This window comes from Bacteroides faecalis, from assembly GCF_003865075.1.
In the GTDB taxonomy this organism is placed as follows: domain Bacteria; phylum Bacteroidota; class Bacteroidia; order Bacteroidales; family Bacteroidaceae; genus Bacteroides; species Bacteroides faecalis.
Map to the genome: position 1 here is coordinate 395,478 of NZ_BHWB01000003.1, position 25,066 is coordinate 420,543.

Genomic DNA, 25,066 nt, shown 5'->3' on the forward strand with positions numbered 1-25,066 from the left:
AAGTTGCGTACAATCTCTTTTTAATTAATCTTATATCTAATACTATGAAAAACACATAAATATAACAGATTAAAAAGAGTATTTGTTCAGTAATTCTTCGAATAAATCCGTTAATTATAGTTTATAAAATCAAACATTTTTCATTAACAGCAAATTTTATCTGCTCCCAATCAATCATCGCATTAAACAGCATGATGTACGAATAATCATTTATTTGCGACAAAGGTATATCCTTCTCTACGATCAAATGCTTTTCTAAAAGCTTTGCTCTCTTAGTACCTTTTAGTAAAGGATGAGCCGGAGTAAACCATGTATTTCCATTATATAAAGCAATATTAGCAATGGATGTATCCGCCAGAAATCCATTCTTTATCACCAATATATCATCTGCTGTCCCTCGTTGGGAAAACAAAATGTTCAATCTTTCCCGATCTACTTTCTTGTAGGTATAATCAATCGTATTATCAACAATCAAACGCAAAGAAGATACCTCCCTAACTTGATAAGAAGCGTATGTAATCTCTTCTATCCGCTTTCCATATACAATCCGGCATTTCTGGACACCGAGGATGTTTGGTGGGGAAATAAATTCCTTCAAATCAATGACAGCTATATCATTCCAAAAAGCAGCACGAGTCCGGTTAAAACGTTCTGTATGATAATCTAAGTTACAGATTTGTCCATTCTCTATTCGAATGGTTTCAATAAATAGGCACATATATTTTTTGTTTCATTTCATTATACTCGCTTTCCACATCACTCTGACAAGTAATACCGCCTCCACTTTTAAAATACATTTTTCCGTTTTCTTGTTCCACAAAACGTATCATAACAGCACTATCCAGGTCGCTACCGTCAAAATATCCCATAACACCAGTATAGAAACCTCTATCATAGTTTTCTGCTTCTTCGATAATCTGCATCGTCTTTTTCTTAGGCGCTCCTGTAATAGAACCTGCTGGCAAGAGTTTAAAAATAATGTCTCCTAATACAGACTGATAGTTTTTGGGTAATATTCCTCGAATTTCAGAACTTGTTTGAAGAATAGTACCTCGATTGGTTTGCAACTTATCAATATAACGATATCTTGATACTGACACTTGTTCTGCCACCATACTCAAATCATTGCGGATCAAATCTACAATAGTTGCATGTTCAGCAATCTCTTTAGAATCGTTCATCAATATTTGGGCAGCACATGGTAAAGAGGCATCTATTGTTCCTTTCATCGGATAAGAGCTAATTTTTCCTTTGCATACTCTGATAAATATTTCAGGAGAGAAAACAGTAAACCTATCTTTTATCCACAATTTATACATAGCTTTTGAACGGAAAAAAAGATCTCTCATATTAAGATTAGTTTCTATCGGAGTACAACACGTCAAATTGGTGAGAAAGCTATTTCCTACAAATATATTTTGCTGAACGATCTGAAACGAACGTTTATAAACATCAAAGGATTCAGGAAAAGATTGCCACTGAACAGGTGTATTAAAAAAAACATTATGTTTCGAAAAAGCTGAAACGCTATTTTCCTTCAACAGCGGTAGATTAGTAAATCCATTCAAATTATATAGTATCTCAGTAGAATCAACAGACGAAACCTCCTCAACATAAGATGCATCTTGTGCATAATTAATAATAAATATAAAAGGGCTGGTATTTCGTCCCAAACGATTCATTCGCTCGATTGCTTGATCTTTAGTATATAATCGCATATATTTCCTATTTTGAAGGAGCAAATGTATACAAAAACTATAGGACTTGAAAAACAAGGTACAAAAAAGGGTTGCTAAACTTGATTGTTAGCAACCCTACTCAGTCTATAGTTAGAAAATTATTTCATTGCACCCTGTACCTGAGTGAGCATCGTTTTAATTTCAGCTCTCTCCGGAGAAACTTTTTGTGCTTCTTCCAAGTAATCTACAGCTTCCTTAAAACGAGCATCAGCTTTTACTTTTTCTGCAGCGTACTTGTCTGCATCTGATGTTGCCAACGGAGTAGCAACTTTCAATATATTGGCTCCATCATTATAACACAATACTCCTAAACTATACAATGCGTCAGTTTTGTATTTCTTATTATTCAGGGGAATTACTTTTTTGAATGCTTCTTCCGCTGCTTCATTCTTACCAGCTTTCTGAGCCGCAATTCCAGCTTTCAAGAAATGTAAACCATAATTTTTAACCATTGATTTATTATCCGGATCAACTTTCAGTCCCTCTTCAAGAGTAGCCACAAACTCATCCGTTTTTTTCAACTCGCTTAAAGCTAAAGCCTTACGAGCATAAGCATTTCCTACATTATATTTCTTCTGAATAGCTATATCAAAAAAAGTCACAGCTTCAGCATATTTCTTAACTTCATCAGCAGCCATACCACAATAGTAAGCAATTACTGAATCCTGATTATTAATTTGTTTTAGGTATTCGCTAAATTTAGCATAAGCTACAGGATAGTTCTTAGCATTGAACGCCTCACTACCTTCTTTTTTTAATTGGTTAGGGTCGGTTTGGGCAAAAATGTTAGTCGCTGCAATGCAAATTGCAAATAAAAAAATCAATTTCTTCATAACTTTAATGTGTTTTTTAGTTGTTAATCGTTCAAAAGTATAAGTTATAATAGAAAGATACAACTCTTTTTTACCTTTTTTGAGCTTTTTGAAAGCTCTATAACGTTCGTTATTCTTTGTAAAAGGAATTATAAGCAAGAAAAAGCTTCTAACATCTGTATTTCTTTATAAAGAATCCGGATAAAATATAAATTTGCTCACAACCGACACATGTCGATCATATCCATGACACGAGCTAAAAACAACATGAAATATGAAGTTATTCAAAAGCGTGAGGTAGACCAACAAACTGGTATTATCAGTGATTTGACCATAAGACTTTCTGGTCCCATTGTTTCCAAGGACTACCCTGATGAAATGAGGCTCATAATCTATGAAGATTACACAGAAGGTAAGAATACTGTATATCGATTTTTGACGAATGAATTTGAACTTACGGCAATCACTATAGCCGGACTTTATAGAGAGTGTTAGCAATTGAACTTTCCTTTAAATGAATAAAACAGCATTTGCATATTCAGTCGTTCTTCGGAACAACAGAAGATGCCGTACATACGTAGATATGGATTGCCTTCTGCGACTATCTGAAAAAGCTATATCATATGGAACAAAATCTTTATACAATCTCTCAAGCGATAAGGTTAATTCTGTTTGAAAGAGTACCCTTAGGATATTTTAATCAATTTGATAATTCTAAATTAGAGCCGGATACGGACGAGCAACTTAGCTTGTTCTAAACTATTCCGGACACTAGTAATAATATACATGATTATAAAGATATAACAAACCGAATTTTCAGTCTTGCTTTTTATCTCCTTTCATTTTGGATTTACACGTTTTGTATCCATCTGTCAATGTTTTCATAAATGCCACGATATCTGCCTCTTCTTTAGCAGTCAATCCTAGATTACCCATCTCTTCCCCATTCACAGTAACAGGATACTCAGCAGGAGGATATTCATTACCCACATCCCGGACATTATAAAAATGAACAATATCTTCCAGCGTCCTAAAATACCCGTTATGTCCGTAAGGAGCAGTCAATTCTACATTACGGAGAGTAGGTACACGAAACTTTCCATTTTCACCTTCGGATGTCACAATGGCACCTAAACCTAGATCAATAGAATCAGAAGTTAACAGGAAATATTTGGGAGGTACCTTATAATGTGGATTGTCCGGGTTCCTGGGTATTCCTAGATTATCATATGTAAAATCGGTAAAGAGAATTCGGTGAGTCCGTTCATCCCGCTTCATTACATGGCAATTAGCACATTGCCCCTCAGTTTTAAACAATTCCATCCCCCTCATTTCTTGTTCTGTTAGCTTGCATTTCCCCTCCATATAGGCATCGAATTTGGAAGAAAAAGGAGATATCTCTTCTGAAGATTCATACGCAGCCATTGCATCAGTGATATATGCAAAGATTGAATCCGTATTATCAGTCTTTCCATAAATGCGTACCAACTCTGAATAATAGGCAGTACGCTTTACCTTTTCTACTACCATATTTTTATCTGCATTCCCCATTTCGACAGGATTCACCAAAGGAATCCCGGACTGGTCCTGCAAAGAAGGAGAACGTCCATCCCAGAATAGGCCACCAACATAAGTCGAATCAGAATCATCATAATGTAATTCTGGTATATACTTGGCATAACATATACTCATGGAATTACGTTGAGAAAAGAGGCTAGCTATGGCACCAGGAGAAACAGCACGATGCTTCTCGTCACTGAAACCCTTCGAATGATCATGGCAGGTTGCACATGACTGTCCTGCAGGCTCGGACAAAGTAACATCATTAAAGATAAGTTTTCCCAGTGTTTCTTTATTACTGCATTTCTTGAGATGTGTATGTCCACATGCAGTAAACAGCGAGCCAAACAAGACCATATAAAGTAGTTTCTGTATAATACTCATAGTCAAATGTGATATAATAACGTTTTAATCCCAAAATTAGTCAAATTATAGAATGTTTTTGCCAAATTACAAATAACATATAACACTTCTCTCAGATTACCGGGTCAGCTTTGTCGTACAACAAATAATCAAGTATTTCATATTCCATTTATTTTTATTATAAACTATTTTACAGTATTCCGATAATTATAATTATCTCCCCAAAGACAACATATCATTGATAATTTCAGAAACTCTCTCATATTCAAAAACAGTAAAACAATTTGCAATAAACTAATAATCCGTTCTACCGTTTTTTAATTTATAAAGAAACTGATTTCTATATATATTTTAAAGCATTCAAGTTTCCTATGTAAAGTGTAAGTATGCATATATTCACTTATATCTTAACCAAATTAGTCACATGGAAACAAAAGCAATTGATGACGAAAAAACAATAAGTTCTGTTAGACGAATCACATTTGTATTCCAGATCCCTTTCAAATTTTGGCAGACTCTACAATTCCAAAGTAATACAAAACACGAAATCAGGGATAACGATAATCTAACAGTCAAACTATTTATTTGAAATTTATTCCGGCTTTTCGTGCTTGTGAATGCTGTAATTGGCGTTTGATAGAATATAGTTTTTTACCTTTGATAAATTTTGCTCCAGTTTGTTTGAACCAGAATGCAATGTCATTCTCTACACATACATTATGCAGTTCCATCACCCAATCGAAATCGCATGGACGAGCCTCATATCCCGATTCTCCTCCCACAACTATCTGTTCGATCCACATACCAATATCGAAAGCACTCAGGTCTATCTTTTCTAAAAGAGGTTCGCAGATTATGATTTTATGTTTGATAGGTGCAGCTTTGTATATAGGCAAGCGGTAGTCGGCACACATCTGATTCTCAACCGTACAACAGATAGTCACATTCTCATACCCATCACCCCAATCTTCAGGTAAATTCTGAGCAAAACGATCAATACGTTTAGTAATCATCATAAAATTAAGATCACTGCGCTCACGCATCATCGCCCACGCCTCCATACGCCAAAGGTCGGCATCTTCGATAAAGAAATCGGATGTAAAACAGGTATATACCATTGTCCCTGAAGGAACTTTGTAATCCCCATTGCGTTTCCTGCGTATTGGCAAATCGAAGTTTTTCGTTTGCGACACTACTGAACTATCCACATCACGCTTGACATCACCACGATAAACGTAGCAGTGTTTGCAACCTGGGCTTAACTTGTGGCAACCGTGCCATAAATTCCACATCACTGATCCTTTCACAATAGCGTTCGTTGGCATTACAATTTTTGTCGTTATTGAAATTTATTTCCCAAACAATTTAAATAAGTATTCAATTAAACTACCTTTGTTGAATCTTAAATTTATTGCAATAATTAAAGTCAGACATTGATCTTTTGGTATGAACTCATTGCGTTTCCAATAATCACATGCCTTTTATACTGAACTTCATAAAACTTTCTATATCAAAGTATAGTTTACCTAACATACAAAATGGAATTTCCGACAGAGTTGTTCCTTCTTTCTCACCGATATTCTTATACCAACTTTTCTGAGTATATCCCTTCCGCGTAAGAATATTAAATCGTATTGGAACGTAAAATCTGCATCTTCATGCTTTCGCATTTTTTCCTTCACTTCTTCCGGAAGAATCGGATTATCAAAAACATTGATACCTAGAATTTCCTCTTTACTGTTTAGATAAAACATTTCCAGTTCTTTATCATTCTGATCTATTAAAATTCCATCCTTATTATAAACTTCAATGCCTACCCGCAAATGCTTATATATTGTGAAGAAAGCGTTCGCTACGCTGTATAGCCTGATAAACAGTGGCCACATCCGGTCCATCCTGAGTTTCTGCAATACTGTAAATGATGGTATTTTCCTCTTCATTCGTTAGTTTGAAAACAGATTTTGCTACGTATCCAGATAGGTCCTTTGACAGTATCGAGCAAGTACACGGTGTCCGGAATTGTTGTACATCAAAAGAATGAACAGTTATATGACGCTGCTCTTCTTGCAAAATACGATGATTAAAATCTTCAAAACTGATAACTCCGCTTTCATCTAACCCCAATAGATTAGAAATATATTCAGAACAAATATAACTTTCATTTGCTAAATTAGCTTTCCACCACCCCATATCAACACTTGTGTTGATACAGTCTTTAGTCTTTCAAAAAGTCATCTCTTAGCATATAAACAAGTATTTTCACTAAAAAACTTTCCACAGACTCCTGACGTTTTACAAACCTAAGACGTCAGGAGTAATAAAAAATAATTAATCTATTTCTTTAAAGACTGATACACAGTTTTCGCCATAACCTTTGCACCTTCTTCGTTAGGATGAATACGGTCCGGGAATAATTGAGGCATTCCATCCATTGCTGCATGAAGATCTATAATAGGTAAATCATTTTTCTTGGCTACTTTCTTGATCATTGGAATAATTTCCTTAACAATAATATCATCGTTTATATGTTCTCCAACTTGATAAGCTTTAGAAGGAAAACAAAGATAAATTTTCGGCTGAACAGATAATGCTTTAAATGAATCAATCATAGTTTGTAGATCCTTCATATAATCTGCCTTGTATTTCCAATTAAATGATTTACTGTCATTAGTCCCTAACTTGATAACGACTATATTAGGCGCAAAGGCCAATGCATCTTTATATGCTTGTTCTTTCATATATGGATGATCACCTTTATTTAATAAAGTGCGTGCACTGACTCCGAAGTTTTTCACCCAATAGCTATCCCCTAACAGACGGCTTAATACAGAAGGATAACTATCATGTTCCGGATTTCTTGTTCCTACTCCATACGTAATACTGTTACCAATACATGCCACGCGCACAGCGTCTTTACGAATGGCTTTAAAACTACGTAACCAAGAAGTCAGTTCGTCAAGCATTTCATTTTTATAGGCAAAATCCTCACGAATGCCCCAACCATGACCACCACTTGGATAAATATGAAGAACGGAAGGAACTCCCTTCTTATTCAAAGCCAGATAATAATTAACTCCATTGGCAGGCGGAACCACCTTATCATCATCACTATAAACAATGAAAGCACGAGGAGTTTCTTTCGTCACCTGCTTTTCATTAGAATATTCGTTTTCCAGGTCAGTAGAAGCCTCTTTACCCAAAAGAAAATCATGAGAACCCATATGAGTATAAGATTTATCCATTGTGATCACCGGATAGAATAAAATCTGGAAATTAGGACGAAGTTCCGGTTTAGTATGTGTAGCAATAGTCGATGCAAGATGTCCTCCTGCAGAAGAACCCATGACACCAATATCATTCGGATTCAGATTCCATACATCAGCACTGTCCCTTGCCATTTTCATAGCTGCTTCCGCATCAGAAATAGGAATTGTATGATCCCCGTTAGGCATACGATATTTCACAACAATCAAAGCAATACCTTGTTTATTAAAATAAGGCGCCCAATCGTATCCTTCATGGCCTACAGCCAGATTCACATATCCCCCACCAGGAAAAGCAACTACGGCACGACCTGTTGCCAACTCCGGAGCCGGAAGGAAAACTCGTAGTGATGGTTGTTCAATATCAAAAGATTTGGGAGCATTTTGAGCAGCTACCCGCGAACCTGCTAACAATATGATTAACAGTAAGAAGAGAGTAGAAAATTTCTGTTTCATAGTATCTTTATACTTTGATTAATGAATAATTAGATGTGCGAAGATAGCAATTTTATGTATCTTTGCACTTCCCTTTAAACAGAAAAATTTATATGCAAGGAATAAAGAACCTTACACAAGGTCCCATCAACCGCCAATTATTTAACTTAGCAATGCCCATTATGGCAACCTCATTTATCCAGATGGCCTATAGTCTAACAGATATGGCTTGGGTGGGACGATTAGGAAGTGAGGCAGTTGCAGCTATCGGTTCTGTAGGAATCTTAACGTGGATGTCCGGTTCCATATCCTTATTAAATAAGGTAGGTTCCGAAGTCAGTGTCGGACAATCCATCGGAGCACAAAATCAAGAAGATGCCCGCCATTTCGCCTCACACAACATAACAATTGCACTTATTATCTCCATTTGTTGGGGCGGATTGCTTTTCATATTTGCAGATCCTATTATACGCATCTACGAACTGGACGAACACATCACAATCAACGCAATCAAATACCTGAAAATTATTTCTACCGGATTACCCTTCGTTTTCCTTTCCGCAGCTTTCACCGGAATTTACAATGCTGCCGGACGAAGCAAAATTCCATTTTATATCAGTGGTACGGGATTAATCCTTAACATAGTACTCGATCCTCTGTTTATCTTCGGTTTCGGACTGGGAACAAATGGTGCTGCCTATGCTACCTGGATATCAGAAGCAACCGTTTTCCTTATTTTCATCTATCAATTACGCTATCATGATGCATTACTCGGAGGTTTCCCTTTTTTCACCCAATTAAAAAAGAAATATACCCGGCGTATTTTGAAACTTGGATTACCTGTAGCCACTCTCAATACATTGTTCGCCTTCGTTAATATGTTCCTTTGTCGGACAGCTTCCGAACAAGGAGGGCACATCGGGCTAATGACCTTTACCACCGGAGGACAAATTGAAGCTATCACATGGAATACCTCACAAGGATTCTCTACCGCACTCAGTGCCTTCATTGCACAAAATTATGCAGCAGGACGAATTGAACGAGTCATCAAAGCCTGGTATACCACCCTTTGGATGACAGGTATCTTTGGAACGTTTTGCACACTGCTGTTTATCTTCTGTGGAAATGAAGTCTTTTCTATTTTTGTTCCCGAACGAGCAGCTTACGAAGCCGGAGGTGTTTTCTTACGTATTGATGGATACTCACAACTCTTCATGATGCTTGAAATCACCATGCAAGGAGTCTTCTATGGTATCGGACGTACCGTACCTCCTGCAATAATCAGTATCGTATGTAATTACATGCGTATTCCGCTCGCTATCTTGTTTGTACGTATGGATATGGGAGTAGAAGGAATTTGGTGGGCTGTCAGTGTTACTACGGTTGCCAAAGGATTGATTCTTTTGGGATGGTTCATAATTATCAAAAAGAGATGTTTAAGCTTACCTTCTGTAATGCAAAATCAAATATCGCCTTCCAAAACTTAACAAATCTAAAGGATAGAGGTTATTATTTTAACTTAAAAAGAACGTCGAAGGCAAATAATATTTATCTTTGCATTGTTATTTATTGAAACATTATAGAATATAAACCTAATTAAAAAACATTGGATTATGAATAAGATGAAATTTATGGTTCTTTTCATGAGTATCACTATGATATTCAGTGGCTGTGCTAGTATGAGCAATACAGGTAAAGGTGCTGCTATCGGCGGTGGTTCGGGTGCTGCACTGGGTGCTATCTTGGGTGGTGTTATCGGTAAAGGCAAAGGTGCTGCTATTGGTGCTGCTATCGGTACTGCAGTAGGTGCTGGTACAGGTGCACTTATCGGTAAGAAAATGGATAAAGCAGCAGCTCAAGCGAAACAAATTGAAGGAGCTCAAGTTGAACAAATAACCGATAACAACGGATTGCAAGCTGTAAAAGTAACATTTGACTCCGGTATTCTTTTCAATACAGGTAATGCTAGTCTGAGTGCTGCAGCAAAAGCTGCTTTGAGCAAGTTTGCCAACAATGTGTTGAACCAGAACCGAGACATGGATGTAGCTATCTATGGTTATACAGATAATCAAGGCTGGAAAAACAGTACTGCAGAACAAAGTCGCCAGAAGAATATAAACTTGTCACAAGAGCGTGCTCAGAGTGTATCAAGTTATCTTTTGAGCTGTGGTGTTGCGGCTAGCCAGATCAAGAGTGTAGACGGAATGGGAGAAAGTGATCCTGTTGCCAGCAATGACACTGCTGCTGGTCGTGAACAAAACCGTCGTGTAGAAGTATATATGTACGCCAGCGAGCAAATGATTAAAGATGCACAAGCAGCTAATTAAAAAAATACTTCGTTATACTCGTAATCTGCTGATTTTTTTCTTTGCATCTACTATTCTAGCGGTCCTTGTTTATCGTTTTATGCCGGTCTACATCACACCGTTAATGGTGATCCGTAGCGTTCAACAGATTACATCAGGAGATAAACCCACGTGGAAACACACGTGGGTTTCTTTTGATAAAATATCTCCTAATCTGCCGATGGCAGTCATTGCTTCCGAAGATAATCGTTTCGCAACACATAATGGTTTCGACTTCATCGAAATAAAAAAAGCGATGAAAGAGAATGAAAAACGGAAAAAGAAACGGGGAGCAAGTACTATTAGTCAGCAGACAGCTAAAAATGTATTCTTATGGCCGCAATCTTCATGGGTACGGAAAGGATTCGAAGTTTATTTTACTTTCCTCATTGAATTATTTTGGTCGAAAGAACGAATCATGGAAGTATATCTTAACTCTATTGAAATGGGAAATGGCATTTATGGTGCGCAGGCTGCTGCCAAATATAAATTCGAAACCACAGCATCCAAACTAACCAAAGCTCAATGTGCATTGATTGCTGCGACATTACCCAATCCCATACGATTCAACTCAGCCAAACCTTCTCCTTATATATTAAAACGTCAAAAACAGATTCTTAGATTAATGAATCTTGTCCCTAAATTTCCTCCGGCTCCAGCGAAAAAGCCTGTGGAAAAGAAAAAAGCAAAGAAAAGTAAACGATAACTGGTGAATGAAAAATAGAATTGTGCCATGGCTACATCAATCTACGATTTACCATTCACCAGTTATTTGTTTACCTTAATTATATAGTTATTCATCTTTATGCCGTTTCCTCACATCGTTCAATATATGCCAAAGTATCTCCTTTATTAACCAAAGCCCCTTGTTTTGCACAAACTTCAATGATACGTCCACTAAAATTTGCCATCACACGATCATAAGTATTCCATGGAGTGGCAATATAACAAAACACATCGTTCGGCTCATACTTATGCCCTACTTCAGGTGGCATAGAAGGTGATTCGACATCTATTTCCCAGATAATGCGTCCTTTTTCCATAGCAGTGATAGGCTCTGCCTTAACACGTTTGAGTCGTTTCACCTCTTCCTCTGAAAAACCTTGTTTAGCAAGAGTAACATCTTTGGCACGTTGCAAATCAGTCTCAAAACGTTTTTTGGCAACCCCTGATTTATAATCACGATATTGGCGATCATGCATGGCCAGTTCAAATAATTCCTCATCGTCCGATCCGAACTCCCATCCATTCTTTATCATCTCCTTGCGGTATTCTTCTAACTGATCCGGATAATTCTTCTGTGGATCTTCATCTGTAAATTCATATCCTTTTTCTTTGGCTAAAGCAATTATTTCGGGAGCAAGACTTCCCGGAAGACGTCCACTCTTACCCAAAATCATATCCCACGTATGATTATCAATCACCGTCCAACGTTCTTCCCCCTTAATTAGGGACATCACATTCATCAAGGCTACATTTTTCACATACTGACTAAAAGGAGTTACCAACGGAGGATAACCAAGTTTTGGCCAGACATACTCAACTTCGTCAAACAGCATCACCAATAAATCATCAATACTCAATTCCGGTTCATTCTTACTTTTCAATATCATATTAATACCGGAATGTACACCTTTCAAATCCGCCATCATGGAGCCCATCATACCACCGGGTAATCCACACTTTAAAAGCAATGAAGAAGTATGTTTGTTAGTAGAATCTATAAAATATCCGAGAAAATCATCTATCAATTCCTGTATCATAGCACGTGCTTTCATATAAGCTTTCATATTTATTTCCGGCACCTGGAAACCTGCATCTTTAAGCATAGCTTGCACAGAGATTAGATCCGGATGAACTTTTCCCCATGAAAGCGGTTCCATTGCTACATCAATGATATCCGCTCCATTCTCACAAACTTCAAGAATGGAAGCCATCGAAAGTCCCGGACCACTATGTCCATGATATTGAATAATGACTTCAGGATGTTTTTCTTTAATAGTCTTCGTCAGCCGTCCTAACATTTCGGGACGACCAATACCTGCCATATCTTTCAAACAAATTTCTGGTGCACCGGCTTCTATTAGTTGATCAGCAATTGCAACATAATATTCCACAGTATGTACCGGAGAGAAAGTAATACATAATGTAGCTTGGGGAATCATCCCCGCTTCGAGTGCATAATGAATAGAAGGAATTATATTCCTGACTTCATTTAATCCACAAAAGATACGGGTAATATCCACTCCCTGCGCATGTTTTACTTTATACATTAAACGACGAACATCTGCCGGAACAGGATACATACGAAGCCCATTCAATCCACGATCAAGCATATGAGTCTGAATACCGACTTCACGAAAAGGTTTTGTAAAAGCACGAACAGCCTCATTCGGATTTTCTCCATACAACAGATTTACTTGCTCAAATGCACCCCCATTGGTTTCAATACGGGAAAAACATTCCATTTCAATAATCAGCGGAGCAATTCTGACTAACTGATCAACACGTGGTTGATACTTTCCTGATGATTGCCACATGTCCCGAAAAACGAGACTAAACTTAATTTCTTTTTTCATTGCTTTTAATTAGATGAGATTTATTCATTAGGCTAACTAGTTATTACAAATATACTAAGTTATTTGACATTATGACAAATAAAGAACAGTAAATTTGGATCAACGAACATATTTAATAACATATTGCTATAAAATTAAAGGAGCAAGCGAAGATATACTCCGTTGCTCCTTACAAGAACTGGGTTCTAAAGATGTTATCCCCTTTTAAACAAAATCTTTTAATTCTTGTTGCAAACGTTGGCGAGTAAAGAAGATACGACTCTTTACTGTTCCAAGAGGCAGATCCAGCTTTTCAGCAATCTCCCGGTATTTAAAACCGGATACGTGCATAGAGAAAGGTACCTTATATTCTTTCGGCAACGCATTGACAATACGGTGCATCTCTTTCAAGTCATAAGCACCTTCTGTACTTTCAAATCCTGAGTCTTGGGGAAGATTCAAATGATACAAGTTATCGGTTTGGTCTACATAAGTCTGATCCCGTACTATCTTACGGTAATTATTTATAAATATATTGCGCATGATGGTATACATCCATCCTTTAAAATTAGTATCCGGGACATATTTTTCCTCATTATCTAATGCTTTTAATGATGTTTCTTGCAATAAATCGTTTGCTTCCTCACGATTAGCTGTTAATTTATATGCAAAACGAAGCAATTCTTCCTGAACTCCAATTAAATCTTTTCTGAAACTTAAACTTTTCATACTCTAAAGGTTTTTGGTTAATATTTCGTTTCTTTCTCAATGGTTGCAAGTTTAAAGGTATTTTCAGAGTCTAACAGGGGAGGATTCAACATTTCATAGGGGGTAAAACTGTCAATTGATAGAATTTAGGTGGTTTTTGATAGTTTTTGGGTGGTTATTAATGTTTTTTATTTGCCTCTTTTTGGCGAAAAAGACTAAATAGCCTACTTTTGATAAATAAATTAAATTAATTAAAAGACTATGGCTACACTTGTTATTGTTGGGGTAATCGTACTACTAGGAATCATTTTTGCTTCCATGTACAACTCTTTAGTGAAATTGAAGAACAATCGCGAAAATGCTTTCGCAGACATTGATGTACAGTTAAAACAGCGTCATGATCTTATCCCGCAACTAGTAGATACAGTGAAAGGATATGCCTCACACGAAAAGGAAACGCTCGATCGTGTGATTCAGGCAAGAAACGGTGCAGTAAATGCTAAATCAATTGATGAAAAAATAAACGCAGAAAATCAACTATCATCAGCTTTGTCAGGACTGAAAATTACTTTAGAAGCTTATCCGGACCTGAAAGCAAATCAAAACTTCCTGCAACTGCAAGAAGAAGTTTCCGATGTAGAAAACAAATTGGCAGCTGTACGCCGCTATTTCAATTCTGCAACAAAAGAATATAATAATGCTGTTCAGACATTTCCTTCCAATATTATCGCAGGAATGTGTGGCTTCCATAAGGAAATCATGTTCGATCTGGGACAAAACGAGCGTGCAAACCTGGAGCAAGCACCTAAGATTAGTTTCTAACACCGTCATTTACTCAACCACAAAACTCGAACATTTATGCAATACGTCGGAATCCAAACGCAACAGAGTCGGAATAACCGTCGTTCTGCGATTTTGCTACTATTATTTCCATGTCTGGTAACAATGCTTCTTTATCTGTCTTGTTATCTAATAATCATTTTCGGGTATGGGAAAAACATGGAAAGCGAATTGTTGCCAATGGTCAATCAGTTATTCATTTCAGCCTTTCCTTATACTATAGGGATTGTACTGGTCTGGTTCCTGATTGCTTATTGGGCTAATACAAGTATCATCAATACTGCAACCGGCTCCAAGCCACTAGACCGTAAGGATAATAAGCGTATCTACAATTTAGTAGAAAATCTCTGTATGTCACAGGGCATGAAGATGCCTAAAATCAATATAATTTATGATAACTCTCTGAATGCTTTCGCCAGTGGTATCAACGAACGGACTTATACTATTACTCTTTCACAAGGAATCATCCAGAAACTTAAAGATGATGAACTGGAAGCCGTTATAGCCCATGAACTAAGTCATATTCGCAATCATGACGTTCGCCTGTTAATCATATCTATTGTATTCGTTGGTATCTTTTCTATGCTGACACAGATCACCCTTTATACTATCACGCACGTTCGTATACGCAGTAATAAAGGTGGAGCAGGAGTCATTCTCTTTATATTTATTACTTTAATAGTGGCTGCCATCGGTTTCTTTTTTGCAAGCCTGATGCGTTTTGCTATTTCACGCAAACGCGAATATATGGCAGATGCAGGTTCAGCAGAAATGACAAAAAATCCATTGGCTCTGGCAAGTGCTTTACGCAAAATATCGGCAGACCCGAATATAGAAGCTGTAAAACGTGAAGATGTAGCACAACTATTTATTCAACATCCCGGAAAGCAAGCCAAAAGTTCTTTCATGGGATTGAGCGGACTGTTTGCTACACATCCTCCTATTGAGAAAAGAATCGCTATTCTGGAACAATTCTAAAAACAACTAGGAAAATCAGGAGATTAACACCAATCTCAGCTTATTTTGTCATTAATAAGCAGGGATTGGTGTTTAATTTTCATTAAAGGTAGCATAAATCATCTGATTTTTAGTATATTTGAATGTTATAATATACACTCACTAAAAATATAACTGATATGAAAACGAAAAAACAAATCTTGGTGTTATTACTAGCTATGCTAGTGGGAGCTCCTACTCTTTTGGCTCAAAGCAAAAAAGAAAAGCAGGAACAGAAAAAAGAAGCGGTTAAACAAGAAATCGTATCAGAGAACTACAAGATAGATGTCAATACTGCCATGCCTATGCGTGGACGTAATATTTCATTGTCATCTCCCTATTCGTTAGAAATCAGAAATGATTCGGTTATCTCTCATTTACCTTATTATGGAAGAGCTTATAGTATTCCTTATGATGGCGGGAAAGGTTTAAACTTTAGTGCTCCACTTAAAGAATACACTATGAAAGTAGATAAGAAAGGTGCTGCACGCATTAAGTTTACAGCACGTAGTCCGGAAGATTTATTCGAATATAATATCAGAATATTCAGTAACGGATCGGCTTCTATCGATGTCAGTATGCAGAATCGACAATCTATCAGTTTTATGGGAGATTTAGTAATTAAAGACAGTAAGAAATAACCAATCTAATCTTTTAAAGATGATGTTACTATCCTGTTAGTATAGTAACGCTATAAGCTAAGCATAGCGGCACTATGGTAACAGGATAGCGTCATTATAATTAAGAGGAAGTCCCCCATTTCCCTCCCCCTTCATTTTCACTCTCTTCATTTCCTTTCAGGATTGGCAGACAGATATGATATTTCACAGCCAAGATACGAGTCACGAAAACGGTTAATCCGCCTATCACTTGGCAACCGTATGAATGCATACCTATAGTATCACATATCCAATATGCAATACCACCAACCACACACGCCATAGCATAAATTTCTTTTCGGAAAATCAATGGTATTTCATTGATAAAGACATCTCGTATCACACCTCCGGCAGCACCCGTTATACTACCCATAATAATTGCCACCCAAAACGGATAACCTAAAGCAAGACTTTTACCGACACCAACTACTGTGAATAAAGCCAGACCGACAGTATCGAATATAAAAAATGTATTATTAAGCCGAATCAACGAACGCCCGAAAAAGATAACCCATAACAAAGCCAGAGCCGTACATATCAAATAAATAGGGTTAGTCATCCAAGCAGGGGTAACATCCAGTAAAACATCACGTATAGTACCGCCTCCGATAGCTGTAGCAAGTCCCACTACATAAGCTCCAAACCAGTCGAAACGTTTTGCCGAAGCCAAACGAATACCACTAATTGCGAAGGCAAACGTGCCAATAAAATCAAGAATTTGAACGAATGTGGGCATATATTTGTTATTTTTGTATGCAAAGAAACGAATAAATTCCGTAAGAAGATGTATTTTTGCTTCTAGAATTAGATAGAAACGATATGAAAATAACAATTGTTGCCGGGGCTCGCCCCAATTTCATGAAAATAGCTCCTATTACGCGTGCTATCGAAGCTGCAAGGGCGCTGGGTAAAAGTATTTCCTACCGTCTGGTCTACACAGGCAAAGAGGACGATACAAGTCTGGATGCTTCTCTGTTTTCAGATCTGGATATGAAAGTGCCTGATGTTTATTTAGGAGTCGAAAGCAGCAATCCCACCACTTTGGCAGCCGGAATTATGATCGCTTTCGAACAGGAACTAACTGAAAATCCGGCACACGTTGTTTTGGTAGTAGACGACTTGACAGCAACGATGAGTTGTGCCATTGTAGCCAAGAAACAAGGAATCAAAGTAGCACATCTTGTAGCCGGAACACGTTCTTTCGACATGAAAATGCCGAAAGAAGTAAATCGTATGATTACGGACGGAGTATCGGATTATCTCTTTACTGCCGGAATGGTGGCCAACCGCAATCTCAATCAAACGGGAACAGAAAACGAAAATGTATATTACGTAGGTAATATACTGATTGACACCATACGATACAGCCGTAACCGTCTGCTCAAACCTATTTGGTTCTCTGTTTTAGGACTGGAAGAAGGAAACTATCTTTTGCTCACTCTTAACCGTCGTGCATTACTGAGTAATCGAGAAACCTTACGCCGTCTGCTGGAAACAATTATTAAGAAGTCTGAAGGTATGCCTATTGTAGCTCCCCTGCATACATACGTACGCAATGCTATTAAAGAACTTGGAATTGATGCTCCTAACCTTCATATCATGCCGACACAGAATTATCTATTTTTCGGATATCTGATCAATAAAGCTAAAGGTATTATTTCGGATTCCGGTAACGTAGCGGAAGAAGCTACATTTCTGGGAATCCCCTGCATTACTCTCAACACCTTTGCCGAACATCCGGAAACATGGCGTATGGGAACCAACGAGTTGGTGGGAGAAGATCCAACTGCACTCGCCCAAGCTTTGGACAAACTGATGAAAGGTGAATGGAAAAAGGGAGGATTGCCTGAACGTTGGGATGGACGTACAGCAGAACGCATCGTACAGATTTTAACAAATAAATAAACTATGAGTTTCAAGGAATAAGACTAAGTGTTTCATGCCTTGAAACGTTTAGTTTCATCCCATGAAACCAATAGTTCCACCCATATGAAACCAACAGTTTCAAGCCATGAAACTAAAAGTTCTAAACTACGGAACAAAAAGAATCTATTGATCGTTCTATGATTATGCATGTAAAGAACAAAAAACGATGAGTAAAAAAAGTTATATAATCTGTTATACTTAGAGTTATTTGCTAACTTTGTGCCCCTACTACGTACGAACGTTATGAAACAACAATACAACCAAATAATTATACTACTCATATTTATACTGGCAACTTCAAATACTTTTGCACAGCAGATTAAGGGAGTAGTTACGGACTCTATTACCAATGAGCCATTAATGTACATCTCGGTTTACTACCAAGATAAGAAAGACTTGGGTACTATCACAAACATTGACGGTGAATACAAGCTCGAAGCCCGAAAGAACGGGGGAAATCTTATATTCTCAGCTATCGGATACGTCAGTAAGACAGTAAAAGTAGGTTCCGGCAACCAAACTGTCAATGTTAAATTATCAACGGATAATGTACTGATTGATGAAGTCGTAGTGAAACCCAAGAAAGAAAAATACACTCGTAAAAACAATCCGGCTGTCGATTTTATGAAAAAAGTAATCGAACACAAAAAGGCACAATCCCTGGAAGTGAACGATTACTATCAGTACGACAAGTACGAGAAAATGAAGATGTCTATCAATGATCTGACCCCGGAAAAGCTGGAAAAAGGTATTTATAAGAAGTACTCTTTCTTGAAAGACCAAGTGGAAGTATCGGAAACTACTAAGAAACTGATTCTTCCTATCTCCGTTCAAGAAACAGCTTCACAAACGATCTTCCGGAAAGATCCCCAAAACAAAAAGACTATTATTAAAGGAAAGAATTCTAATGGTATAGATGAGTTCTTTTCTACAGGTGATATGCTGGGGACAGTTCTGAAAGATGTATTTGCCGATATTAATATTTACGATGACGAAATCCGTCTTCTACAGCAACGTTTCGTCAGCCCTATAGGCAATAACGCCATTTCTTTTTATAAGTTTTATCTGATGGATACGCTTGTGGTCAATAAGCGTGAATGTGTACATCTGACTTTTGTTCCACAGAACTCACAAGATTTCGGTTTTACGGGACATCTTTATGTCCTGAATGATTCTACTTATGCAGTTCTGAAGTGTACCATGAATCTTCCGAAAAAAACCGGAGTAAACTTTGTAAATCAAATGGATATCGTGCAACAATACGAACAGCTTCCCAATGGTAACTGGGTATTGGCGGATGACGACATGACGGTAGATCTTTCTTGGAATTCCAATAAGACTTCCGGAGGATTACAGGTAGAAAGAACAACGAAATACACTAATTATCTGTTTGATCCTATTGAGCCACGACTTTTCCGATTGAAAGGTGATGTAATTAAAGAAGCAGATATGCTCTCGAAAAGTGATGAGTATTGGGCAGAAGTCCGGCAAGTACCGCTGACGAAGAAAGAGAGTAATATGGATATTTTCGTAAATCGTCTGGAGCAGATCCCGGGATTCAAATATATTATATTCGGAGCAAAAGCACTGATCGAAAACTTTGTAGAGACAGGGACCAAAGAACATCCGAGTAAAATTGATATCGGTCCTATCAATACGATGATTTCAAGCAATTACATTGATGGAACCCGTTTCCGCTTAAGTGGTATGACAACAGCTCATTTCGATAAACATTGGTTCCTCAATGGTTATGGAGCTTATGGTCTGAAAGATGAACGTTGGAAATATAGTGGTACTCTGACTTATTCCTTCAACAAGCGTGATTATGTAGTATGGGAATTCCCGAAACATTATATATCAGCGACTTATAGTTATGATGTAATGTCACCGATGGATAAATTCCTGTTTACGGATAAAGATAATATCTTCCTTTCTCTGAAAACGACAACGGTGGATCAAATGTCTTATATGCGCGATGCTACCATTAATTACGAACTGGAAACTCAAACAGGATTTGGTGTAAAAGCAATGCTTCGCCATCGTAACGATGAACCTTGCGGAAAACTGGAATATTTACGTAATGATGCAGCGCAAACGCGTGTACATGATATTACAACTTCTGAAGCCAGCCTTACACTGCGATATGCTCCGGGAGAGTCTTTTGTTAATTCAAAGCAACGCCGAGTGCCTGTTTCGCTAGATGCTCCCATCTTTACATTGACTCATGCAATGGGATTCAAAGGGATATTGGGGGGAGAATACAATTTCAACCGCACAGAAGCAAGTATCTGGAAACGTTTCTGGCTTCCTTCATCCTGGGGTAAAATTGACTGTAGCGTGAAAGCTGGTGCAGAATGGAATGTAGTGCCTTTCCCATTGCTGATTTTACCGGAGGCTAACTTGTCTTACATCACCCAGCGTGAAACATTCTGTTTGATCAATAATATGGAATTCCTGAATGACCGTTTTGCTTCTATGTCCGTTTCATATGACATGAACGGGAAACTGTTTAATCGTATTCCTCTGATCAAGAATCTGAAATGGAGGGAAATGTTTCGTATACGTGCTTTGTGGGGATCATTGACCGATAAAAACAATCCATTCAAGAGTAGTAATCCGGAGCTATTCCGTTTTCCTACCCGCGACGGTAAATTTACCAGTTTTGTAATGGATCCTAAAGTGCCGTACATTGAAGGTAGTGTCGGTATATACAATATATTCAAATTGCTGCACATCGAATATGTGCATCGTTTCACTTATCGTAATAATCCGGGTATTAATAAAAATGGTATCCGTTTCATGGTATTAATGGTATTCTAAAAATTATGCAACCTCTAGCAGAACGGTTACGACCTAAAACTTTAGATGAATATATCGGTCAGAAACACTTAGTCGGACCGGGTGCTATCTTGCGCAAAATGATTGATGCAGGACGTATCTCTTCTTTTATCCTTTGGGGGCCTCCCGGAGTAGGCAAAACGACTTTAGCGCAAATCATTGCTAATAAACTGGAGACTCCGTTCTATACTTTAAGTGCTGTAACTTCGGGTGTAAAAGATGTGCGCGAGGTGATAGATCGTGCCAAGAATAACCGTTTCTTTTCACAAGCCAGCCCTATTATGTTTATCGATGAAATTCATCGATTCAGTAAATCACAACAGGATTCATTGTTGGGAGCCGTAGAACAGGGAACCATTACTTTAATTGGCGCTACAACTGAAAACCCTTCATTTGAAGTGATTCGTCCTCTCCTATCCCGTTGCCAACTTTATGTGCTCAAATCTTTAGAGAAAGAAGATTTGCTGGAATTGCTACAACGAGCTATTACTACTGATGTGGTACTAAAGGAACGGAACATAGAATTGAAAGAAACTACAGCCATGTTACGTTTCTCCGGTGGAGATGCACGTAAATTGTTAAACATTTTAGAATTGGTTGTAGATTCGGAAACAGAAGATAAGGTTGTCATTACTGATGAAATGGTAACCGAACGTCTACAACAAAATCCGTTGGCATATGATAAAGACGGAGAAATGCATTATGATATTATTTCCGCTTTCATCAAATCCATTCGGGGAAGTGATCCGGACGGGGCTATTTATTGGCTTGCACGTATGGTGGAAGGAGGTGAAGATCCTGCTTTTATTGCCCGTAGATTAGTGATTTCTGCTTCTGAAGATATAGGTCTTGCCAATCCCAATGCCTTGCTTTTGGCAAATGCTTGCTTTGATACACTAATGAAGATCGGTTGGCCCGAAGGAAGAATTCCTCTGGCAGAAACTACGATCTATTTAGCGACAAGCCCTAAAAGTAACTCTGCTTACAATGCAATCAATGACGCATTGGAGTTAGTACGTTCTAGTGGCAACTTACCTGTGCCTTTACACCTCCGTAATGCTCCTACTAAGTTAATGAAACAGTTAGGTTACGGACAAGAATATAAATACGCTCATAATTACGAAGGGAACTTTGTTAATCAGCAGTTCTTACCTGATGAATTGAAAAACAAACGAATCTGGCAACCTCAAAACAATCCGGCCGAGCTGAAACATGCTGAACGAATGCAGCAATTATGGGGAGAAAAGTTCAAGAAATAGGAATAGACAATTCAAAATATATATTTATGAAAATAGTAGTTTTAGACGGCTTTGCCGCCAATCCCGGAGATCTATCCTGGGAAGGTTTGAAAGCTCTCGGAGAATGTACTATCTACGATCGTACTGCCCCCGAAGAAGTGCTGGAACGTGCTGCCGATGCAGAAGTTATTCTAACTAACAAGGTCGTTATCAATGGTGATCTTATAGCTGCTCTACCCGAACTAAAATATATCGGTGTATTAGCAACCGGATATAATGTTGTAGACACTACCGCAGCTAAGGAACGTGGTATCACTGTGACAAATATCCCTGCATATAGCACTGCTTCTGTTGCACAGATGGTATTTGCCCATATTCTGAATATAGCATTGCAAGTACAACATCATTCAGAAGAAGTTCGGAAAGGTCGTTGGACAAATAGCAAGGATTTCTGTTTCTGGGATACTCCGTTAATAGAACTTAGAGAAAAGAAAATTGGGCTCATCGGATTGGGAAATACAGGTTATACTACAGCTCGTGTTGCCATCGGTTTCGGTATGCAAGTATATGCAGTAACTTCTAAATCACATCTCCAATTGCCACCGGAAATAAAAAAAATGGATATGGACCAGTTGTTCAGCGAATGTGATATTATCAGTTTACATTGCCCGCTGACTCCTGATACTCACGAATTAGTGAATGCCCGCCGTTTAGCTACAATGAAACCATCGGCAATCCTGATTAATACTGGTCGTGGTCCACTAATTAACGAACAAGATCTTGCTGATGCGCTGAACAATGGCAAGATTTATGCAGCTGGAGTAGATGTACTTTCATCAGAGCCTCCTCGTGCTGATAATCCGTTACTTACAGCAAAGAACTGTTACATCACTCCGCATATCGCATGGGCTACTTCAGAGGCACGCGAACGGTTGATGAATATCGCAATCAGCAATTTACAAGCATTTATTGCCGGAACTCCGGAAAATGTAGTGAATAAATAAGGGAGTTGTATACTTTAAAATAATGTAAGGCTACTCCATCCTGAAATACCTTCTAAAAGTAGAACAAAACTTTTAGAGACTCTATAGACAGAATGCAGTAGTCTTATTTTTAGTTCCTCCCAATGCCCTTATAAATAAAACACGTTAATTCTTAAAGTTTAAAGCCTATTTCAATTTTAAAGGTATCTCAAGAGAAAAGGGGCTCTTATAGCTACAATAATATCAATAGTCTCCTTTACTTTAAGTTTTGCCGTAGCATTGATAGATTTCTCCTATGCTGTTGATTATAAACCCGGCGCTGAACCTTCTTTAGGCATTATAGGAGGAACTATTTTATTCTTAGCAACATCAATTATATAATAACCATGTGGTTCTTCTTAGCCCAATACACGAAATGATTGCGTGATATTTCTATGTCAAGTTTATGGCTCATAGTTTTGTTTATTCCGATAGCTATCATTATACTTTCAGCATATTTGCTGACCGCTAAGAGAATTCAAAACACGACTTATTCAGTCGCATAAGAAAAACCTCCTCCTATTTTACTCTACTCCATGCTTGAAGAATGTATAATAGGAAGAGGCCTTTTTATTTTAAAATCTCAAATATAAAATCCTATTTTAAAGAATCTCTATTTTAATAGGCATGTCCACCTTCATCCATTTCTTTCTCTGTGATCTTCTTGTTGTCAATACTCCGCCATGCATAGAAAATATATGCAATCACAAATGGAACAAGAATAGAAACCCATGCCATTGTTTCCAACGTATACATACTGGAACAACTATTGGCTAACGTCAAAGAACTTTGCAGATCCGTAGTAGATGGGTAATAGGCTGTATTATTATATCCTGCTACTAATAGCAAAGCCAATACAGTCAATACAGATCCAATTCCTGTAAACCAAATACCTTTGTCAAAAGTCTTTTTAAGAACAGTCTTTCCTATTCCAAAAAGTACTAATATAACTCCAACTAGAAACAGTCCCAATACAATAGGCATCTCCATGAAGTTAGTAAAATACTTAAATGGCTGCATATAAATCTCTTGTGTATCAGGATTTACAGCAAATCCATCGGATACTAATGTACGAATTACAAATGCTAAGAAAAATACTAGAAACAATATTGTATTATTCAATACTGCCCGGCGACACTTTGTGTTTAATTCTTTATCGCTAATATTATTAATAAAATACAGAGCTCCTAATACACGTGCTAAAAAGAACACAGCCAATCCCAAAATCACATTCCAAATATTTGTCAGTGCATCTAATCCATGCCAACCATTTCCCCAGTGGCTGATAACCGGCATAATCGTATCTGTAATATTTGATTTATTTACATAAAAATCCGAACCGGTAAAGAAGGTAGCAACTGCTCCACCTAACAGCAACGGACCTACTACTCCATTAATCACCAGAAAAGTCTGATAAGTCTTTTTACCTAACAGATTTCCTGCTTTACTTTGGAATTCATAGCTAACTGCCTGCAAAACAAAGCTAAATAAAATAATCATCCAAAGCCAATAAGCCCCTCCGAAACTAGTACTATAGAACAATGGGAAAGAAGCAAAAAAAGCACCTCCGAATGTAACCAGTGTAGTAAATGTAAATTCCCATTTACGTCCTGTTGAATTCACCATCATTTTGCGATGTTCTTCTGTCTTACCTAAGCAAAACAACAATGAATTTCCTCCTTGCACAAATAACAAAAATACGAGTATGGCTCCAAGCAAGGATACAATCAGCCACCAATATTGTTGAAGAAGTATATACATGAG

General features: G+C 37.6%; 21 protein-coding genes and 1 pseudogene. 11 read left to right on the forward strand and 11 right to left on the reverse strand.

Annotated features, from left to right (window positions below; translation table 11 throughout):
* Positions 1-121: 121 nt before the first annotated feature.
* From EJF25_RS07175 to EJF25_RS07185, 3 genes are all read right to left on the reverse strand, one after another.
* Positions 122-718 carry an aminotransferase class IV family protein gene (locus tag EJF25_RS07175; RefSeq protein ID WP_125040675.1) on the reverse strand — a complete coding sequence of 199 codons (597 nt, stop codon included), beginning with the start codon at positions 716-718 and terminating at the stop codon, positions 122-124.
* Positions 702-1,718, reverse strand: a complete 1,017-nt coding sequence (locus tag EJF25_RS07180; RefSeq protein WP_125040676.1) for an aminodeoxychorismate synthase component I — start codon at positions 1,716-1,718, stop codon at positions 702-704. Before EJF25_RS07180 ends, EJF25_RS07175 begins: the two co-directional genes overlap by 17 nt.
* Before the next feature lie 119 nt (positions 1,719-1,837).
* Positions 1,838-2,572, reverse strand: coding sequence for a tetratricopeptide repeat protein (locus EJF25_RS07185; protein ID WP_125040677.1), 735 nt, complete (start codon positions 2,570-2,572; stop codon positions 1,838-1,840).
* 225 nt (positions 2,573-2,797) lie between these two features.
* On the opposite strand from EJF25_RS07185, the gene EJF25_RS07190 reads away from it, so the two are divergent.
* Positions 2,798-3,046 carry a hypothetical protein gene (locus tag EJF25_RS07190; protein ID WP_200832883.1) on the forward strand — a complete coding sequence of 83 codons (249 nt, stop codon included), beginning with the start codon at positions 2,798-2,800 and terminating at the stop codon, positions 3,044-3,046.
* 321 nt (positions 3,047-3,367) lie between these two features.
* Here the strand turns inward: EJF25_RS07190 and EJF25_RS07195 are convergent, their stop codons facing one another.
* The 4 genes and pseudogenes from EJF25_RS07195 to EJF25_RS07215 form a co-directional block, all read right to left on the reverse strand.
* Entirely contained in the window at positions 3,368-4,495 is a 1,128-nt protein-coding gene (locus EJF25_RS07195) for a cytochrome-c peroxidase (RefSeq protein ID WP_125040678.1), read from the reverse strand.
* Between the two features lie 560 nt (positions 4,496-5,055).
* The gene (locus EJF25_RS07200; protein WP_235016744.1) at positions 5,056-5,799 is read right to left on the reverse strand and encodes a DUF5131 family protein; all 744 of its coding nucleotides are present in this window, start codon (positions 5,797-5,799) and stop codon (positions 5,056-5,058) included.
* A 303-nt stretch (positions 5,800-6,102) separates the two neighbouring features.
* Positions 6,103-6,664, reverse strand: a pseudogene (locus EJF25_RS25530) (PAS domain-containing sensor histidine kinase); the annotation flags it as partial.
* Positions 6,665-6,807: 143 nt separating this feature from the next.
* A complete protein-coding gene (locus EJF25_RS07215; RefSeq protein WP_125040681.1) occupies positions 6,808-8,193 on the reverse strand; it encodes a GDSL-type esterase/lipase family protein in 1,386 nt (461 codons plus the stop codon).
* Between the two features lie 92 nt (positions 8,194-8,285).
* Here EJF25_RS07215 and EJF25_RS07220 point away from each other — a divergent pair, with 92 nt between their 5' ends.
* The 3 genes from EJF25_RS07220 (at position 8,286) to mtgA (ending at position 11,223) form a co-directional block, all read left to right on the forward strand.
* Positions 8,286-9,659: an MATE family efflux transporter gene (locus tag EJF25_RS07220; RefSeq protein ID WP_125040682.1), complete on the forward strand. Its 1,374-nt coding sequence runs from the start codon at positions 8,286-8,288 to the stop codon at positions 9,657-9,659.
* A gap of 126 nt (positions 9,660-9,785) precedes the next feature.
* Positions 9,786-10,499 carry a YiaD family glycine zipper/OmpA-like lipoprotein gene (locus EJF25_RS07225; protein ID WP_025075746.1) on the forward strand — a complete coding sequence of 238 codons (714 nt, stop codon included), beginning with the start codon at positions 9,786-9,788 and terminating at the stop codon, positions 10,497-10,499.
* Positions 10,480-11,223: a monofunctional biosynthetic peptidoglycan transglycosylase gene (mtgA, locus tag EJF25_RS07230; RefSeq protein WP_125040683.1), complete on the forward strand. Its 744-nt coding sequence runs from the start codon at positions 10,480-10,482 to the stop codon at positions 11,221-11,223. Before EJF25_RS07225 ends, mtgA begins: the two co-directional genes overlap by 20 nt.
* A 97-nt stretch (positions 11,224-11,320) precedes the next feature.
* On the opposite strand, the gene EJF25_RS07235 is transcribed toward mtgA, so the two are convergent.
* Positions 11,321-13,096, reverse strand: a complete 1,776-nt coding sequence (locus EJF25_RS07235) for a hydroxymethylglutaryl-CoA lyase-like TIM-barrel protein (protein WP_125040684.1) — start codon at positions 13,094-13,096, stop codon at positions 11,321-11,323.
* 204 nt (positions 13,097-13,300) lie between these two features.
* A complete protein-coding gene (locus EJF25_RS07240; RefSeq protein ID WP_025075748.1) occupies positions 13,301-13,804 on the reverse strand; it encodes an RNA polymerase sigma factor in 504 nt (167 codons plus the stop codon).
* A gap of 240 nt (positions 13,805-14,044) precedes the next feature.
* On the opposite strand from EJF25_RS07240, the gene EJF25_RS07245 reads away from it, so the two are divergent.
* From EJF25_RS07245 to EJF25_RS07255, 3 genes are all read left to right on the forward strand, one after another.
* Positions 14,045-14,605 carry a LemA family protein gene (locus tag EJF25_RS07245; RefSeq protein WP_125040685.1) on the forward strand — a complete coding sequence of 187 codons (561 nt, stop codon included), beginning with the start codon at positions 14,045-14,047 and terminating at the stop codon, positions 14,603-14,605.
* 36 nt (positions 14,606-14,641) lie between these two features.
* Positions 14,642-15,601, forward strand: coding sequence for a M48 family metallopeptidase (locus tag EJF25_RS07250; protein ID WP_125040686.1), 960 nt, complete (start codon positions 14,642-14,644; stop codon positions 15,599-15,601).
* A 158-nt stretch (positions 15,602-15,759) separates the two neighbouring features.
* Complete coding sequence (locus EJF25_RS07255) at positions 15,760-16,260, forward strand: DUF4251 domain-containing protein (RefSeq protein ID WP_125040687.1); 501 nt, start codon at positions 15,760-15,762, stop codon at positions 16,258-16,260.
* A 100-nt stretch (positions 16,261-16,360) separates the two neighbouring features.
* Here EJF25_RS07255 and EJF25_RS07260 read toward each other — a convergent pair whose 3' ends face one another.
* Complete coding sequence (locus EJF25_RS07260) at positions 16,361-17,014, reverse strand: trimeric intracellular cation channel family protein (RefSeq protein WP_125040688.1); 654 nt, start codon at positions 17,012-17,014, stop codon at positions 16,361-16,363.
* An 83-nt stretch (positions 17,015-17,097) separates the two neighbouring features.
* Here EJF25_RS07260 and EJF25_RS07265 point away from each other — a divergent pair, with 83 nt between their 5' ends.
* From EJF25_RS07265 to EJF25_RS07285, 4 genes are all read left to right on the forward strand, one after another.
* Positions 17,098-18,183 carry a UDP-N-acetyl glucosamine 2-epimerase gene (locus EJF25_RS07265; RefSeq protein ID WP_125040689.1) on the forward strand — a complete coding sequence of 362 codons (1,086 nt, stop codon included), beginning with the start codon at positions 17,098-17,100 and terminating at the stop codon, positions 18,181-18,183.
* A gap of 264 nt (positions 18,184-18,447) precedes the next feature.
* Complete coding sequence (locus EJF25_RS07275) at positions 18,448-21,024, forward strand: DUF5686 and carboxypeptidase-like regulatory domain-containing protein (RefSeq protein WP_125040690.1); 2,577 nt, start codon at positions 18,448-18,450, stop codon at positions 21,022-21,024.
* A gap of 5 nt (positions 21,025-21,029) precedes the next feature.
* Positions 21,030-22,301, forward strand: a complete 1,272-nt coding sequence (locus EJF25_RS07280) for a replication-associated recombination protein A (protein WP_125040691.1) — start codon at positions 21,030-21,032, stop codon at positions 22,299-22,301.
* Between the two features lie 26 nt (positions 22,302-22,327).
* Positions 22,328-23,284, forward strand: coding sequence for a D-2-hydroxyacid dehydrogenase (locus tag EJF25_RS07285; RefSeq protein WP_125040692.1), 957 nt, complete (start codon positions 22,328-22,330; stop codon positions 23,282-23,284).
* 636 nt (positions 23,285-23,920) lie between these two features.
* Here EJF25_RS07285 and cydB read toward each other — a convergent pair.
* Positions 23,921-25,063: a cytochrome d ubiquinol oxidase subunit II gene (cydB, locus tag EJF25_RS07295; RefSeq protein ID WP_125040693.1), complete on the reverse strand. Its 1,143-nt coding sequence runs from the start codon at positions 25,061-25,063 to the stop codon at positions 23,921-23,923.
* Positions 25,064-25,066 lie beyond the last annotated feature (3 nt).

What these genes read in the sequence shown, in the direction of transcription:
- EJF25_RS07175 (WP_125040675.1), bottom strand. Translation starts at nt 718, where the DNA reads ATGTGCCTATTTATTGAAACCATTCGAATAGAGAATGGACAAATCTGT.
- EJF25_RS07180 (WP_125040676.1), bottom strand. Translation starts at nt 1,718, where the DNA reads ATGCGATTATATACTAAAGATCAAGCAATCGAGCGAATGAATCGTTTG.
- EJF25_RS07185 (WP_125040677.1), bottom strand. Translation starts at nt 2,572, where the DNA reads ATGAAGAAATTGATTTTTTTATTTGCAATTTGCATTGCAGCGACTAAC.
- EJF25_RS07190 (WP_200832883.1), top strand. Translation starts at nt 2,798, where the DNA reads ATGACACGAGCTAAAAACAACATGAAATATGAAGTTATTCAAAAGCGT.
- EJF25_RS07195 (WP_125040678.1), bottom strand. Translation starts at nt 4,495, where the DNA reads ATGAGTATTATACAGAAACTACTTTATATGGTCTTGTTTGGCTCGCTG.
- EJF25_RS07200 (WP_235016744.1), bottom strand. Translation starts at nt 5,799, where the DNA reads ATGCCAACGAACGCTATTGTGAAAGGATCAGTGATGTGGAATTTATGG.
- EJF25_RS07215 (WP_125040681.1), bottom strand. Translation starts at nt 8,193, where the DNA reads ATGAAACAGAAATTTTCTACTCTCTTCTTACTGTTAATCATATTGTTA.
- EJF25_RS07220 (WP_125040682.1), top strand. Translation starts at nt 8,286, where the DNA reads ATGCAAGGAATAAAGAACCTTACACAAGGTCCCATCAACCGCCAATTA.
- EJF25_RS07225 (WP_025075746.1), top strand. Translation starts at nt 9,786, where the DNA reads ATGAATAAGATGAAATTTATGGTTCTTTTCATGAGTATCACTATGATA.
- mtgA (WP_125040683.1), top strand. Translation starts at nt 10,480, where the DNA reads ATGCACAAGCAGCTAATTAAAAAAATACTTCGTTATACTCGTAATCTG.
- EJF25_RS07235 (WP_125040684.1), bottom strand. Translation starts at nt 13,096, where the DNA reads ATGAAAAAAGAAATTAAGTTTAGTCTCGTTTTTCGGGACATGTGGCAA.
- EJF25_RS07240 (WP_025075748.1), bottom strand. Translation starts at nt 13,804, where the DNA reads ATGAAAAGTTTAAGTTTCAGAAAAGATTTAATTGGAGTTCAGGAAGAA.
- EJF25_RS07245 (WP_125040685.1), top strand. Translation starts at nt 14,045, where the DNA reads ATGGCTACACTTGTTATTGTTGGGGTAATCGTACTACTAGGAATCATT.
- EJF25_RS07250 (WP_125040686.1), top strand. Translation starts at nt 14,642, where the DNA reads ATGCAATACGTCGGAATCCAAACGCAACAGAGTCGGAATAACCGTCGT.
- EJF25_RS07255 (WP_125040687.1), top strand. Translation starts at nt 15,760, where the DNA reads ATGAAAACGAAAAAACAAATCTTGGTGTTATTACTAGCTATGCTAGTG.
- EJF25_RS07260 (WP_125040688.1), bottom strand. Translation starts at nt 17,014, where the DNA reads ATGCCCACATTCGTTCAAATTCTTGATTTTATTGGCACGTTTGCCTTC.
- EJF25_RS07265 (WP_125040689.1), top strand. Translation starts at nt 17,098, where the DNA reads ATGAAAATAACAATTGTTGCCGGGGCTCGCCCCAATTTCATGAAAATA.
- EJF25_RS07275 (WP_125040690.1), top strand. Translation starts at nt 18,448, where the DNA reads ATGAAACAACAATACAACCAAATAATTATACTACTCATATTTATACTG.
- EJF25_RS07280 (WP_125040691.1), top strand. Translation starts at nt 21,030, where the DNA reads ATGCAACCTCTAGCAGAACGGTTACGACCTAAAACTTTAGATGAATAT.
- EJF25_RS07285 (WP_125040692.1), top strand. Translation starts at nt 22,328, where the DNA reads ATGAAAATAGTAGTTTTAGACGGCTTTGCCGCCAATCCCGGAGATCTA.
- cydB (WP_125040693.1), bottom strand. Translation starts at nt 25,063, where the DNA reads ATGTATATACTTCTTCAACAATATTGGTGGCTGATTGTATCCTTGCTT.